Consider the following 14497-nt stretch of genomic DNA (forward strand, 5'->3'; position numbering starts at 1 on the left):
TTCCACACCTTCCCGATTTACTTGGATATCCAAGCAAAATCCCAGGTCAGAGGGGGTTTCACAGAAATGTGATGCACTGGGTAACGTGCCTTTTGCAGGGCGCTCGCCGGGGCACCTGTCACGCCTGTTCCCGGCCGAGTGGCACCCACCCCGTGCCCCGGTGGTCGAGAACAGGTGAGCCGCACTGGCCTACCGGCAACCCCGGGGGCCGGACCGACGGAGGAGCACACGTGACCGTGGAGAGCACTGCCGCGCGCACACCGCGACGCAGCGCCGGAAGCAAGGCCGGCACCACCGGCACCAAGCGCACCACCCGCACGACCGCCAAGAAGGACGCCGGCGCCGAGCCCCAGCTCGTGCAGCTGCTGACGCCCGAGGGCAAGCGGGTCAAGAACGCCGAGTACGACAAGTACGTCGCCGGTGTCACCCCGGAAGAGCTCCGCGGTCTGTACCGCGACATGGTGCTCACCCGCCGCTTCGACGCCGAGGCGACCTCCCTGCAGCGCCAGGGCGAGCTGGGCCTGTGGGCCTCGCTGCTCGGCCAGGAGGCCGCCCAGATCGGCTCCGGCCGCGCCCTGCGCGACGACGACTACGTCTTCCCCACCTACCGCGAGCACGGTGTCGCCTGGTGCCGCGGCGTGGACCCGACCAACCTGCTCGGGATGTTCCGCGGCGTGAACAACGGCGGCTGGGACCCGAACGGCAACAACTTCCAGCTCTACACGATCGTCATCGGCTCCCAGACGCTGCACGCCACCGGCTACGCCATGGGCATCGCCAAGGACGGGGCGGACAGCGCGGTGATCGCCTACTTCGGCGACGGCGCCTCCAGCCAGGGCGACGTGGCCGAATCGTTCACCTTCTCCGCGGTCTACAACGCCCCCGTCGTGTTCTTCTGCCAGAACAACCAGTGGGCCATCTCCGAGCCGACCGAGAAGCAGTCCCGCGTGCCGATCTACCAGCGCGCGCAGGGCTTCGGCTTCCCGGGCGTCCGGGTGGACGGCAACGACGTGCTCGGCTGCCTCGCTGTCACCCGCTGGGCCCTGGAGCGGGCCCGCGCCGGTGAGGGCCCGACCCTCGTCGAGGCGTTCACCTACCGCATGGGCGCCCACACCACCTCCGACGACCCCACCCGGTACCGGGGCGACGAGGAGCGCCAGGCCTGGGAGGCCAAGGACCCGATCCTGCGCCTTCGCCGCTATCTGGAGGCCTCAAACCACGCGGACGAGGGATTCTTCGCGGAACTGGAGGCCGAGTCCGAGGCGTTGGGCAAACGAGTGCGCGAGGCGGTCCGTGCCATGCCGGACCCGGACCACTTCGCCATCTTCGAGAACGTCTACGCGGACGGACATGCGCTCGTCGACGAGGAGCGCGCCCAGTTCGCCGCGTACCAGGCGTCGTTCGCCGACGAGGGGGGTAACTGAGATGGCCGACAAGATGGCTCTGGCCAAGGCGATCAACGAGTCGCTGCGCCGCGCCCTGGACTCCGACCCCAAGGTCCTGATCATGGGCGAGGACGTCGGCAAGCTCGGCGGCGTCTTCCGCGTGACGGACGGCCTCCAGAAGGACTTTGGCGAGAGCCGCGTCATCGACACCCCGCTCGCCGAGTCGGGCATCGTCGGCACGGCCATCGGCCTGGCCCTGCGCGGCTACCGCCCGGTCGTGGAGATCCAGTTCGACGGCTTCGTCTTCCCGGCCTACGACCAGATCGTCACGCAGCTCGCCAAGATGCACGCCCGCTCGCTGGGCAAGGTCAAGCTCCCGGTCGTCGTCCGCATCCCCTACGGCGGCGGCATCGGCGCGGTGGAGCACCACTCGGAGTCTCCCGAGTCGCTGTTCGCGCACGTGGCGGGCCTGAAGGTGGTCAGCCCCTCGAACGCGTCGGACGCGTACTGGATGATGCAGCAGGCCATCCAGAGCGACGACCCGGTGATCTTCTTCGAGCCCAAGCGCCGCTACTGGGACAAGGGCGAGGTCAACACGGAGGCGATCCCGGGCCCGCTGCACAAGGCCCAGGTGGTCCGCGAGGGCACCGACCTCACCCTCGCCGCCTACGGCCCGATGGTGAAGCTCTGCCAGGAGGTCGCCGACGCGGCCGCCGAGGAGGGCAGGAACCTCGAGGTCCTCGACCTGCGCTCGGTCTCCCCGATCGACTTCGACTCGATCCAGGCGTCGGTGGAGAAGACGCGCCGCCTGGTCGTCGTCCACGAGGCACCGGTGTTCTTCGGCTCGGGCGCGGAGATCGCCGCGCGGATCACGGAGCGCTGCTTCTACCACCTGGAGGCCCCGGTGCTCCGGGTCGGCGGCTACCACGCGCCGTACCCGCCGGCCCGTCTGGAGGAGGAGTACCTGCCGAACCTGGACCGGGTGCTGGATGCCGTCGACCGCTCGCTGGCGTACTGAGGAGAGGGTCGTGACGACGATGACGGAAGCGTCCGTGCGCGAGTTCAAGATGCCCGACGTGGGCGAGGGGCTCACGGAGGCGGAAATCCTCAAGTGGTACGTCCAGCCCGGTGACACGGTCACGGACGGCCAGGTGGTGTGCGAGGTCGAGACGGCGAAGGCGGCCGTCGAGCTGCCCATCCCGTACGACGGGGTGGTCCGGGCGCTGCACTTCCCCGAGGGCACCACGGTCGACGTGGGCACGGCGATCATCGCGGTGGACGTGAGCGGAGGCGCAGCCCCCGCGGCCGAGCAGCCCGCGCCCGCCGCCGAGCAGCCTCCGGCGCCCCGGCCGGCGGAGGAGCCGAAGGCGGAGGGCTCCGGCCGTCAGCCGGTCCTCGTCGGCTACGGGGTGGCGACGTCGTCCACCCGCCGCCGCCCCCGCAAGGGCCCCGAGGTCCCGGTGCAGCAGGCCTCGACGGCGATCCAGACGGAGCTGAACGGCCACGGGGCCGCGACCCCGGCCGCCCCCGCCGGCCTGGGACGTCCCCTCGCCAAGCCGCCGGTCCGCAAGCTGGCCAAGGACCTGGGCGTCGATCTGACGACGGTGGTCCCGACCGGCCCGGACGGCATCATCACCCGCGAGGACGTGCACGCGGCGGTGGCTCGGTCGCAGGCAGCGCAGCAGGAGGCCCCCGTGGCCGCCGCACCGGCGCCCGCACCGGCAGCGGTGTCGTACGACACCACCCGTGAGACCCGGGTCCCGGTCAAGGGCGTCCGCAAGGCGACGGCGGCGGCGATGGTCGGCTCGGCGTTCACCGCGCCGCATGTCACGGAGTTCGTGACCGTCGACGTGACGCGCACGATGAAGCTGGTCGAGGAGCTGAAGCAGGACAAGGAGTTCGCGGGTCTGCGCGTGAACCCCCTCCTGCTGATCGCCAAGGCGCTGCTCGTCGCGATCAAGCGGAACCCGGACGTCAACGCGTCCTGGGACGAGGCCGCCCAGGAGATCGTGGTCAAGCACTACGTGAACCTGGGCATCGCGGCCGCGACCCCGCGCGGCCTGATCGTGCCGAACATCAAGGACGCCCACGCCAAGACGCTGCCGCAGCTGGCCGAGTCGCTGGGCGAGCTGGTGTCGACCGCCAGGGAGGGCAAGACGTCCCCGGCGGCCATGCAGGGCGGCACGGTGACGATCACCAACGTCGGCGTCTTCGGCGTCGACACGGGCACGCCGATCCTCAACCCCGGCGAGTCCGCGATCCTCGCGGTCGGTGCGATCAAGCTCCAGCCGTGGGTCCACAAGGGCAAGGTGAAGCCCCGTCAGGTCACCACCCTGGCCCTGTCGTTCGACCACCGCCTGGTCGACGGGGAGCTGGGCTCGAAGGTCCTGGCGGACGTGGCGGCGATCCTGGAGCAGCCGAAGCGCCTGATCACCTGGGCGTGAGCCGGTCGCGGCGGCCCCCTGCCCTCGGGCGGGGGGCCGCCGCCGTCTGCCCGGTGGGTGAACCAGAGGTACGACGAAGAGCACAAGAAGCTCCGCAGACCCGCCCAAGTACCCCACAGTAAGCGGTTTAGCCGGACATACGATCACTCTTCATGCGCGACCCCATGGTGCTCAGGGCCCAGAGATTCGTGAACTCCGTCTACGGCAGCCGTATCGGTACGACCGTGGAGGAAACCGGCGAGACCGACTGGGCGACCCTCTACGCCCTGACCCGCGCCCTCCAGTACGAGCTGGGCATCACGACCCTGTCCGACAACTTCGGCCCCACCACCCTTTCGACGCTGACCGCCAAGTTCCCCAAACTGAACGCGGACACCGTCCCCTCCCCCGACTTCTGCCGCATCATCCAGTCCGGCCTGTACTGCAAGGGCTACGACGGCGGCGCCCTGGACGGCACGTACGGCGAGCGGGTCCAGGCGGCCGTGACGAAGCTCAAGACCGACATGGGCGTCCAACAGGCCTTCCCTGGCGCCGATCTGACGCCGAAGGTGTTCAAGGCACTGCTGACGATGGACTCGTACGTCCTCGGCCCCTCCGGCACCCGGCAGGTCCGCGACGTGCAGCAGTGGCTCAACGGGCGCTTTCTGCACCGGCAGGACTTCTTCGCCGTCGCCTGCGACGGGCGCGTGTCCCGGGACCTGGCCCGGGCGCTGGTCCTCGGCACGCAGTACGAGCTGGGCATGGCCGACGGCACCGCCAACGGCAACTTCGGTCCCGGCACCCAGTCGGCCCTGAAGGCGCACCCCGTGCGGCAGGGCGACCAGGGCGTCTACGTCCGGCTGTTCTCCGCCGGGATGGTCGTGAACCGGCGGCCCGTCGCCCTCACCGACACCTTCGACTCCTACCTCGCCGCGGCCGTGCGGTCCTTCCAGACCTTCGTCGCCCTCCCGGCCACGGGCGAGGGCGACTTCGCGACCTTCGCCTCGCTCCTGGCGTCCTACGGCGACCAGTCGCGCCAGGGCAAGGCCTGCGACACCATCGCCAAGGTCACCCCGGCCCGCGCGGCGGCCCTCAAGGCCGCCGGGATCACGTACGTCGGCCGCTACCTCACCAACCCGAGCGCCACGTCCCTGCCGGAGAAGGCCATCCAGCCGGGCGAGTTGCAGGTCATCGCCCAGAACGGCCTGCGCTGTTTCCCGATCTACCAGACCGTCAACAACGACGCCTCGGACTTCGACTACGTCGCCGGGCGCACGGCCGGGTACGCGGCGCTCAACGCCGCCCTCGACCACGGCTTCAAGAGGGGCACCCGGATCTTCTTCGCCGTCGACTTCGACGCGATCGACCCCGAGATCACCGCGAACGTCCTGCCCCACTTCAAGGGCATCAAGGAGGCGATGGCGGACTCCGGCCACCCGTACGAGATCGGGGTCTACGGCTCCCGCAACGTCTGCGCGCAGGTCGGCGCGGCCGGCTACACGACGGCGAGCTTCGTGGCCGACATGTCCCCGGGCTTCGACGGCAACGCCGGGCGCCCGCTGCCGAACGACTGGGCCTACGACCAGTTCGTCATCCGCACCCTCGGCTCGGGCGACGGGCAGCTGGAGGTCGACGTCGACATCGCCTCGGGCCGTGACACCGGGCAGGGCTCGTTCGACCGGCCGCGGCCCGCCGTGCCGGACGTCGCCCTCGATGAAAGTCAGGTGCCCGGGCTGCGGGCCGACCTCGCGCGCTACATGCGGTCGATCGGACGCCCGGACCTGGGCGGCGTCGGCGGTGACGCCGGGCTCTACACCAACGCCCAGGCGGTGGAGGCGATCCAGGACCAGGACGGTCTGATCACCGAGCTGTCGCACACGTACAAGATGCGCAAGGCACTGATCCAGACGGCCGTCTACTGGGCCATGCGCGACTACAGCCTCGCCGACCAGGCCACCGACCAGCAGGTCGCCGACCACCACCAAACCGGCTCCGGCCAGGTCAAGGACTCGCACACCGGCATCGGGCAGATCAGCGCCTCCGACGCCATCCAGGCCTGGAACCACTGCATCGGCTGGGGCTTCACCACCGGCGACCGCCGCGACCCGGCCAAGGACGCCGACCTCTGGTCCGTGTGGCAGCAGCTGAGCAAGGACAACGCGTTCAGCGTGCGCACCGCGGCCCTGGTCCACCTGTGGGGCACACGGGGCAGGCCCGGCGGCCAACTGCCCCCCGGCGACCGCGTCACCACCCCGCGGTCCATGCGCCTGGACCTCGCCGAGTTCGAGATCACCGAGCTGCTGCGCCGCTACCGGGCCTGGGACCCCGACGTGGAGGCGCAGACCCACCAGAGCCTGGCCGTCTACCAGATCTTCGAGAAGTACAACAGCATCGTCCGCAACGCGTGAAGCAACGCCCGCAAGGCGTGAAGCAACGCCGGCACCGCGTGAATCGCTGAATCGAGAGTCCGTGAACCTCAACCTCCCCCACATACCCCGTCTCACCCGCAGACGGTCCGGACCGGGCGCCGCGCACCGCCGGGGTCTGTCCCGTCGCGCCCTGCTCGGCCGTGTCGCCGCCGTCGGCGGTGCCGTGGGCGTCGCCGCCCTGCCCGTCTCGCACTTCCTGTCCCAGGCGTACGCCGACGCGCACAACCCCATCCCGGGCCGCGTGCGGGACGCCCTGCGCAGCGCGCAGGACCGGACCCGGCGCGTGCTGGCCGGTTCGCGCTCCCACAACGGCTGGGAGATGGAGAACGTCGCGGACGACGGCGGCACCGTCTACACCCGCCCCGTGCCCGGCACCCCGCTCACGGGCATCGCCGTCCGCATGGGCGACGTGGAGACCGTCCTCGTCCATCTGGTGCGCCGGTTCCACTACGAGGTCGACCGGCTGCGCCGGGGCGACGCCGTGGGCTGGCACGACCCGTCCGGCGTCGGCAAGGGCCGCCCGGAGTCCAACCTGGCGTCCGGCACGGCGGTGCGGATCCGGCCCGGCTTCTACCCGCGCGGTGCCCGGGGCGGCTTCTTCCCGCAGCAGGAGGTCGTGATCCGCGACATCCTCGCCGAGCTCGACGGCGTCGTCCGCTGGGGCGGCGACGACCCCACGCCCGACGAGTCGCTGTTCTCCATCGACGTACGGCCCGGTGACAAGCGGCTTGCCGAGGTCGCGGCACGGATCCGGGGCTGGCAGCTGGAGCCGGGAGCCGGTGCGGGCGCCCCGGTGAACGTGCTGGCCGGCGGCCGGCGCAAGGCGGCCCGGGCGCTGGAACGCCGGCAGCGCACCGCTGTGTGACGAACGAAAGGGGGGCTCAACGAAGGGGGGCTCACCGCCGACGGCGGTGAGCCCCCCTTTCGTGCCTTTTCCCGTGCGGTCTTACTTCGCGAAGCCGTAGTTCAGCAGCTTCGTCGCGTCCGACTTCCGCGCGGTCGCGTCGGTCGAGGCGAGGACCGTGCCGATGACCGTCTTGCCGTTCCGGGTGGCGGCGAAGACCAGGCAGTACTTGGCCTCCGGGCCGGAACCGGTCTTCACGCCGATCGCGCCGGAGTAGCTCGACAGCAGCGGGTTGGTGTTCTCCCACGGCGCCATCGTCCGCGTGCCGCCGGACTTGGTGGTCGTCTTGGCCGTGTACTTCTTCGTCTTGACGACCGTGCGGAACGTGGAGTTCTTCATGGCGCTGCTGGCGATCTTCGTCAGGTCGCGCGGCGTGGAGTAGTTGGCGCCCTTGCCGATGCCGTCGAACGAGTCGAAGTGGGTGTTCTTCAGACCCAGGTCCTTGGCGGTGGTGTTCATCTTGCCGATGAACGACTTCACGCGCGCCGCCCGCGTCGAGCCCGAGCCGAACTTGTCGGCGAGCGCGTACGCCGCGTCGCAGCCGGACGGCAGCATCAGGCCGTACAGCAGCTGGCGGACGGTGACCTTGTCGCCGACGATCAGCTTGGCGTTCGACGCCCAGTTGTTGTCGACGATGTAGTCGCTGTACGCCTTCTGGATCGTGACCTTGCTGTCCAGGTTGAGCTTCGGCTGCTTCAGCACCACCAGGGCGGTCATGATCTTGGTGGTCGAGCCGGTGGAGCGGCGCGTGTCGGCCGCCTTGGTGTAGAGCGACTTGCCGGTCGCGTTGTTCATCACATAGCCGCCCTTGGCGGCGATGGAGGGCGCCGTGGCGGCCTGCGCGGGCGCAGCGGTGAGGGCTCCGGTCGCGAGCATGGCGCCGGTGGTGACGGCGGCGGCCGCGGCTCTGCGGAGACGGGTGCCCTGAATGCCGGTTATCAAGTGAAGTACCCCGATTGCGTCGAATGCCCCAACGGTGCGGCCGAGTTGAGGACGAGGGGAAAGGGGCCGCACGTGTCTGACTCGTAACTAGCACACCTGGTTGTGCCATTGCCGAGCGGGACCCCCTCTTTGCCACAGATGTGTGACATTCGAGTCCGCATACTGGACGAATGCATCCATGCGTACGTGTTGTATCTATCCTGTCGGCATGACCTTGGCCGTGAAGCAACCCCCCGCCGCCGACCGTGTCTACGCCCACGTCAAACAGGGCGTCCTGGAGCGCCGTTACGAGGGCGGGACCCTGCTCACCGAGGGCGAGCTCGCCGAGGCCGTCGGGGTTTCACGCACGCCGGTACGCGAGGCGCTGCTCCGGCTGGAGGCCGAGGGGCTGATCCGGCTCTACCCGAAGAAGGGCGCCCTCGTCCTGCCCGTCTCCGCCCAGGAGATCGCCGACGTCGTCGAGACCCGGCTGCTCGTCGAGGAGCACGCGGCGCGCAAGGCCGTGCCCGCGCCCCCCGGGCTCATCGAGCGCCTTGAGGAGCTGCTGGCCCGGCAGAAGCGGCAGGCCGCCGAAGGAGACCTCGCCGGGGCCGCCGTCACCGACCGCTGCTTCCACGCCGAGATCGTCCGCAGCGGCGGCAACGAGATCCTCTCCCGCCTCTACGACCAGCTGCGCGACCGCCAGCTGCGGATGGGCGTCGCCGTCATGCACTCCCACCCCGACCGGATCGCCAAGACCCTCGCCGAGCACGAGGAGATCCTCGAGGCGCTGCGCGCCGGGGACGCCGAGGCGGCCGTCGGACTGGTCCACCGGCACATCGGCTGGTTCTCGCACCTGGCCCGGGGGGAGGTCCGATGAGCAGCACGACGCTGCCGGGCGATCCGCCGGGCGGCCGCCGCGCGCTGGCCGTCTGGGGCATCGGCGTCTCGGTCTACTTCGTCGCGGTCATCTTCCGCACGTCCCTGGGCGTCGCCGGCCTCGACGCCGCCGACCGCTTCCACGTCAACGCCTCCGCGCTCTCCACCTTCTCCATCCTCCAACTGCTGGTTTACGCGGGCATGCAGATACCCGTCGGCCTGCTCGTCGACCGGCTCGGCACCAAGAAGGTGCTCGCCCTCGGGGCGGTGCTGTTCACGGCCGGGCAGCTGGGTTTCGCGTTCTCCCCCTCGTACGGCATGGCGCTCGCCTCCCGGGCGCTGCTCGGCTGCGGTGACGCGCTGACGTTCATCAGCGTGCTGCGGCTCGGCACGCGGTGGTTCCCGGCCCGGCGCGGGCCGCTCGTCGCCCAGTTCGCGGGGCTCGCGGGCATGGCGGGCAACCTCGTCTCCACCCTCGTCCTGGCCCGGCTGCTGCACGGCGTCGGCTGGACGCCGGCCTTCGCGGGCAGCGCGGTCGCCGGGGCCGTGGTGTTCGTCCTGGTGCTGCTGTTCCTGAAGGACCACCCGGAGGGCCACGAGCCAGCGCCGCTCCCGCACCAGGGCGCGGCCTACGTACGGCGGCAGATCGCCGCCTCCTGGCGGGAGCCGGGGACGCGGCTCGGACTGTGGGTGCACTTCACGACCCAGTTCCCGGCGATGGTGTTCCTGCTGCTGTGGGGCATGCCGTTCCTCGTCGAAGCACAGGGACTGTCCCGGGCCACGGCCGGCGAACTCCTCACCCTGGTCGTGCTGTCGAACATGGTCGTCGGCCTGGTCTACGGGCAGATCGTCGCCCGGCACCACGGGGCGCGGCTCCCGCTCGCCCTCGGCACGGTCGGGACGACGGCGGCCCTCTGGGCGGCGACGCTGGCCTACCCCGGCCCGCACGCCCCGATGTGGCTGCTGATCGTGCTGTGCACGGTGCTCGGGGCCTGCGGGCCCGCCTCGATGCTCGGCTTCGACTTCGCCCGCCCGGCGAACCCGCCCGAGCGGCAGGGCACGGCCTCCGGCATCACCAACATGGGCGGCTTCGTGGCCTCCATGACCACGCTGTTCGCGGTCGGCGTGCTGCTCGACGCCACCGGCGACGACTACACCGTGGCCTTCTCCTTCGTGTTCGTGCTCCAGGCGCTCGGGATCACGCAGATCCTGCGGCTGCGCAAGCAGGCGGCCCGGCGTGAGCGGGAGCGGCTGGTGGCGAGCCGGGTGGAGACGGTGCACGTGCCGGCCTAGGTCAACGGGCCGCTACCGGTACGAGGGTGAGGTACGCCAGGCCGAGAACGCCGCGGTAGGTGAGCCAGGCGGCTCGGTGGCGGTCGGCGCGTTCCCGGGCCTCGGCGGCCTGGGGGTGGCCGGGGTGCCGGGCGAGCCACACCTCGGTGTCCGCGAGGTACGCCGACTCGAACTCCTCCCATTCGTCGAGGCTCGCGGTCTCCGTCCACTCCGGCCGGAACCCCGCGTCGACGGCCAGGCCGACGAGGGTCGCGAGGTCGGGGTGGTCGGTCGCCTTCGCGTCCGGCCACATGCCGGCCAGCTCGGCCTCGGTCGGGGTGCGCTGCCAGAAGCCTTCGCCTAGGAGGACGCGGCCGTGGTCGGTGACGAGCCTGCGGAGTTCTGCGAGGGCTTGGGGCAGTTCGCTGCCGAGGGCTTGGCTCGCGCCTACGCACAGGACGAGGTCGGCGGGGCCGTGGGGGGTTCCGGTGGCGGACTCCTCCAGGAAACGGACCCGGTCCGCGAGGCCCCGTTCCTCGGCGGTCCGGCGGGCGCGGGCCAGGTCCTCGGCGTTGATGTCGATGCCGGTGCCGGTTGCCTTCGGGGTGGCGGTGAGGATGCGGAGCATGAGCTCGCCCCAGCCGCAGCCGATGTCCAGCACCGTGGCGGGCGTGTGGGGGGTCAGGCGGGTGACCAGTCGGTCTGCGCGTGCTTCGGACAGGGGGCCGTGGAAGGTGAGGCGGGTGTGGCGGGGCGGGGTTGTCATGCGCAGGGACGATACGTGGAGTGGGGCGTTGGCGGCATGGGGTTTTGCGACCCTGTCCGTCGGTGCCGGGGCCGGGTGGGTGCGCAGCTCGGCGCGGCGAGGTGCCGCTGCGCCCACCCGTGCCGCCCCTAGCGGCACGACTGCCCGCAGCTCAGCAGATCGGCCCTATTTCGTCACCGTGAAGTTGTGCAGGATCGCCGCCGTCAGGTCCGGGTCGCCCTCCGTCTTCAGGCGGTCGGAGACCGACTCGGGTGTCACGCGGCCGCAGGCCAGGCGGACGTACGTCTCCCAGTCGAGGGTGAGGGTGGCGGCGGGGCCGAGCGCGGGGGCCGTTTCGAGGGTGCCGCGGCCCTGGATGTCGACGCGGATGGTGCGCAGGAACTCGATGGGGCCGTGGACGTCGAAGACGACGGCCGAGCTGCGCGGTGCCTGAGCGTCCTCGGCGACCACCCGCGGGAGTTCGCCGAGCAGCACGTCACGGGCGACATGCGCGCCGGGGGAGTCGAGGTTGCCGGGCCGGCCGAGGGCCGTGCGCAGGTCCTGCTCGTGCACCCACACGTCGAAGGCGTGCCGGCGCATGGACTCCTCGAGGGTCAGCTCCGTGCCGAGCGGGCCGCGGACCTTCGTGCCCGGGTCGCGCGAGTCGTTGCGCAGCTGGCGGTTGCGGCGGATGATCACGTACTCCAGCTCGGAGGTCATCTCCGGTGCCGTGTGGTGACGGCGGACGTCGACCTGCATCTCCATGTAGCGCTGGTGGTCGTTCGTCACGTGGAACAGGTCGCGCGGCAGCGTGTGGATGGGGCGCGGGTCGCCCAGCATCTCGCAGTCCAGGCCGATGACATGGGAGACCACGTCCCGCACCGACCACCCGGGGCACGGCGTCCGCCGGTTCCACTCGGCCTCCGCGAGCGGCTGGAGCAGCTCGGATATCGCTTCGACGGAGTGGGTCCAGGCGTCGGCGTAGGGCTGGAGGGTGGGATGCAGACTCACGGAACGGGACCCCTCGGCGGTCGGTGCACGGGCAGGTGGTGGCGGTTGCCAGTGGGAGGTGGCGGCTGTCGGCGGGTGTCTTGGCAGCTAAGTTACGCTGCTGTGAGGCACCCCGGCAGTGCTTTCGTGTGACGATCGTAGGCCCGTGGGGAACCCCATGTGGACGGGTCGAATGCCAGGACGGTGGTAGTGTGCGCGCCTCTGTGATCCAGATCGCCGTAGACGAGGGCGAATCGGTCGAATCGCGCCGTCGGCGGGTGGCCTCGATGGTCCGGGATCAGGCCGGGGCCGATCTCGTCGTTCTGCCGGAGCTGTGGACCACGGGTGCCTTCGCCTACGAGGAGTTCGGGCGGGAGGCCGAGCCGCTCGAAGGGCCGACGTACGAGGCGATGGCGAAGGCCGCGAGCGACGCGGGTGTGTGGCTGCACGCGGGGTCGATTCCCGAGCGTGACCCGGACGGTCCCCTCTACAACACCTCCCTCGTCTTCTCCCCCTCCGGCGACCTCGCCGCCGTCTACCGCAAGATCCACCGCTTCGGCTTCGACAAGGGCGAGGCCGTGCTGATGGGCGCGGGTGCCGAGCTCGTGACGGTCCGTCTGCCGGCGACCACCCTGGGCCTCGGCACCTGTTACGACCTCCGCTTCCCCGAACTCTTCCGCGGTCTCGTCGACGCCGGTGCCGAGACGCTCGTGGTTCCGGCGGGCTGGCCGGAGCGCCGCCGGTCGCACTGGACGCTGCTGGCTCAGGCGCGGGCGGTCGAGAACCAGTCGTTCGTCGTCGCGTGTGGAACGGCCGGGACGCACGCCGGAGTTCCCCAGGCCGGTCACTCGATCGTGGTCGACCCGTGGGGCGAGGTCCTGGCCCAGGCGGGCGCCGGCGAAGAGGTCCTGACGGTGGAGTTCGACCCCGGGAAGGTCGCCACCACCCGTGAGCAGTTCCCGGCGCTGAAGGACCGGGTGCTGGGGCTCCAGCCTCCTCGCAGGCCCTGAGGGCGCGCCCTCAGCCCTCCCGCTCCTTCTCCGCCAGGTGGATCACACACACGGCCACCGCGATCAGCAAAGCCGGATCCGCGTCCTCGCGGACGACGTCCACACCGTAGGTGTCCCGTACGGTCAGCCACCGCCGGGAGATCACCGCCAGCAGTTCGCCGTCGTAGTCGACGGCGAACTCGCGGTCGAGGATCTTGCCGCTGACGTCCAGCTCGCTGCCGTCGGCCAGGGACACCCGGTAGTGGTTGCGCAGCAGGGACAGCCGTTTGCGGCGGATCGTCGCCAGCGGCTCGCCGCCCCGCTGGAGCACCATCGTGTCGCGCAGGGCGAGTATCTTCTGGTGGATGTCGACGAGGACGCGCCCCTGGGTGTCCTTCAGCTCCCAGGTGTCCCGCAGGCGCAGCGCCTTGCCGTCGACGAGGAACACCTTGGCGCCGCGGTCGTCCTCGATCCAGTAGTCGTCACCGAAGCCGAGGAGCCGGTCGTACACGAGGAATCTCATGACACCAGGGCTTCCCCGGCGCCGCTGCCGAAACGCCGCCGATAGGCCGACGGGCTGAGCCCGGTCGCCCGCCGCAGCCGGTTGCGCAGGTTGGCGGCCGTGCCGAGCCCGCTGCGGGCCGCCACGACGTCCAGCCGTTCCTCGCCCCGCTCGATCAGCCGGCAGGCCAGCGCCACGCGCTCCCCCGTCAGCCACGCGAGCGGTGTCGTGCCGAGCTGGGTGCGGAAGCGCCGGTGGAGCGTGGCGGGGCTGACACGCGCGCGTGCGGCCAGGTCCGCCACCGTCAGCGGCTCGCCCAGCCGCTCCTGCGCCCATTCCAGCAGGGGTGCCAGGGACTCGTCCCGTACGTCCGGGACCGGCCGCTCGACGAACTGCCGCTGCCCGCCGTCCCGGTGCGCGGCGAACACCAGCCGCCGGGAGACGTGGTTGGCGATCTCGGCGCCGTGGTCCCGTCGTACGACGTGCAGGCCCAGGTCCAGCGCCGAGGCGCTGCCGGAGGCGGTCAGGATGTCGCCGTCGTCCACGAACAGCACGTCGGGCTCCAGCCGGACCTCGGGGAACCTCGCCCTGAAGGACTCCGCCCACATCCAGTGGCAGGCCGCCCGCCGGCCGTCCAGCAGCCCGGCCTCCGCCATCGTGAAGGCACCCGAGCAGAAGCCGACCAGCCGGGCACCACGCGCGTGTGCCCGGCGTACGGCATCGAGGACGCGTGGCGCGCGGGGAGTGCCGGTGTCGGGCCGGTTCGGCACGATCAGGGTGTCCGCCTCCTCGGCGGCCTCCAGCCCGGCCACTCCGGTGAGCGTGAAGAAGCCGTCCCGCATGCGCGTGTGCGGTGCGGCGGAGCACAGCCGGAAGTCGTACAGTTCCCGCCCGAGCTCCGGCCTGCGCAGCCCGAAGACCTCGATGGCGCAGCTCATCTCGAAGGGGTTCGAGTTCTCGTCCACCATCAGGACGACCCGGTGCGGGCGATGCGAGGATCCTTGCGGCATGTGCGATTTCTAGCACTCGTGCCAGACCCACGGCACCCCTGAAGATCA

At 71.0% G+C, this 14497-nt stretch carries 13 protein-coding genes; 8 read left to right on the top strand and 5 right to left on the bottom strand.

All coding sequences use genetic code 11. From position 1 onward, the window contains the following. Positions 1-230 precede the first annotated feature (230 nt). From pdhA to ACZ3I3_RS00600, 5 genes are all read left to right on the top strand, one after another. Positions 231-1424: a pyruvate dehydrogenase (acetyl-transferring) E1 component subunit alpha gene (gene pdhA, locus ACZ3I3_RS00580; protein ID WP_356927244.1), complete on the top strand. Its 1194-nt coding sequence runs from the start codon at positions 231-233 to the stop codon at positions 1422-1424. 1 nt (position 1425) lies between these two features. After that, on the top strand, positions 1426-2403 hold the full coding sequence (locus tag ACZ3I3_RS00585; RefSeq protein ID WP_279542609.1) for an alpha-ketoacid dehydrogenase subunit beta: 978 nt from the start codon (positions 1426-1428) through the stop codon (positions 2401-2403). Positions 2404-2413: 10 nt separating this feature from the next. Then, positions 2414-3829: a dihydrolipoamide acetyltransferase family protein gene (locus ACZ3I3_RS00590; RefSeq protein WP_467361381.1), complete on the top strand. Its 1416-nt coding sequence runs from the start codon at positions 2414-2416 to the stop codon at positions 3827-3829. Positions 3830-3981: 152 nt separating this feature from the next. Continuing rightward, positions 3982-6216: a glycoside hydrolase domain-containing protein gene (locus ACZ3I3_RS00595; RefSeq protein ID WP_467361383.1), complete on the top strand. Its 2235-nt coding sequence runs from the start codon at positions 3982-3984 to the stop codon at positions 6214-6216. 61 nt (positions 6217-6277) lie between these two features. Then, entirely contained in the window at positions 6278-7102 is an 825-nt protein-coding gene (locus tag ACZ3I3_RS00600) for a twin-arginine translocation signal domain-containing protein (protein ID WP_467361385.1), read from the top strand. Positions 7103-7183: 81 nt separating this feature from the next. Here the strand turns inward: ACZ3I3_RS00600 and ACZ3I3_RS00605 are convergent, their stop codons facing one another. Beyond that, positions 7184-8083, bottom strand: a complete 900-nt coding sequence (locus tag ACZ3I3_RS00605) for a D-alanyl-D-alanine carboxypeptidase family protein (RefSeq protein ID WP_467361386.1) — start codon at positions 8081-8083, stop codon at positions 7184-7186. A gap of 208 nt (positions 8084-8291) precedes the next feature. On the opposite strand from ACZ3I3_RS00605, the gene ACZ3I3_RS00610 reads away from it, so the two are divergent. Together ACZ3I3_RS00610 and ACZ3I3_RS00615 are read left to right on the top strand one after the other, a co-directional pair. Beyond that, positions 8292-8942, top strand: a complete 651-nt coding sequence (locus tag ACZ3I3_RS00610) for a GntR family transcriptional regulator (protein WP_467361387.1) — start codon at positions 8292-8294, stop codon at positions 8940-8942. Continuing rightward, positions 8939-10234 (top strand): MFS transporter, encoded by a 1296-nt coding sequence (locus ACZ3I3_RS00615; protein WP_467361389.1) that lies wholly within the window; start codon positions 8939-8941, stop codon positions 10232-10234. Before ACZ3I3_RS00610 ends, ACZ3I3_RS00615 begins: the two co-directional genes overlap by 4 nt. Position 10235: 1 nt before the next feature. Here ACZ3I3_RS00615 and ACZ3I3_RS00620 read toward each other — a convergent pair whose 3' ends face one another. Beyond that, the gene (locus ACZ3I3_RS00620; RefSeq protein WP_467361390.1) at positions 10236-10979 is read right to left on the bottom strand and encodes an SAM-dependent methyltransferase; all 744 of its coding nucleotides are present in this window, start codon (positions 10977-10979) and stop codon (positions 10236-10238) included. A 165-nt stretch (positions 10980-11144) separates the two neighbouring features. Beyond that, complete coding sequence (locus ACZ3I3_RS00625) at positions 11145-11969, bottom strand: maleylpyruvate isomerase family mycothiol-dependent enzyme (RefSeq protein WP_467361391.1); 825 nt, start codon at positions 11967-11969, stop codon at positions 11145-11147. 191 nt (positions 11970-12160) lie between these two features. Between ACZ3I3_RS00625 and ACZ3I3_RS00630 the strand changes: the two genes are divergently transcribed. Then, the gene (locus ACZ3I3_RS00630; protein WP_467361392.1) at positions 12161-12958 is read left to right on the top strand and encodes a carbon-nitrogen family hydrolase; all 798 of its coding nucleotides are present in this window, start codon (positions 12161-12163) and stop codon (positions 12956-12958) included. 10 nt (positions 12959-12968) lie between these two features. Here ACZ3I3_RS00630 and ACZ3I3_RS00635 read toward each other — a convergent pair whose 3' ends face one another. Then, positions 12969-13460 carry an LURP-one-related/scramblase family protein gene (locus tag ACZ3I3_RS00635; RefSeq protein ID WP_467361394.1) on the bottom strand — a complete coding sequence of 164 codons (492 nt, stop codon included), beginning with the start codon at positions 13458-13460 and terminating at the stop codon, positions 12969-12971. Next, the gene (locus ACZ3I3_RS00640; protein ID WP_467361396.1) at positions 13457-14449 is read right to left on the bottom strand and encodes a GlxA family transcriptional regulator; all 993 of its coding nucleotides are present in this window, start codon (positions 14447-14449) and stop codon (positions 13457-13459) included. Before ACZ3I3_RS00640 ends, ACZ3I3_RS00635 begins: the two co-directional genes overlap by 4 nt. Between the last annotated feature and the right edge of the window lie 48 nt (positions 14450-14497).

The sequence above is a fragment of the Streptomyces sp. NPDC016851 genome (assembly GCF_055562795.1).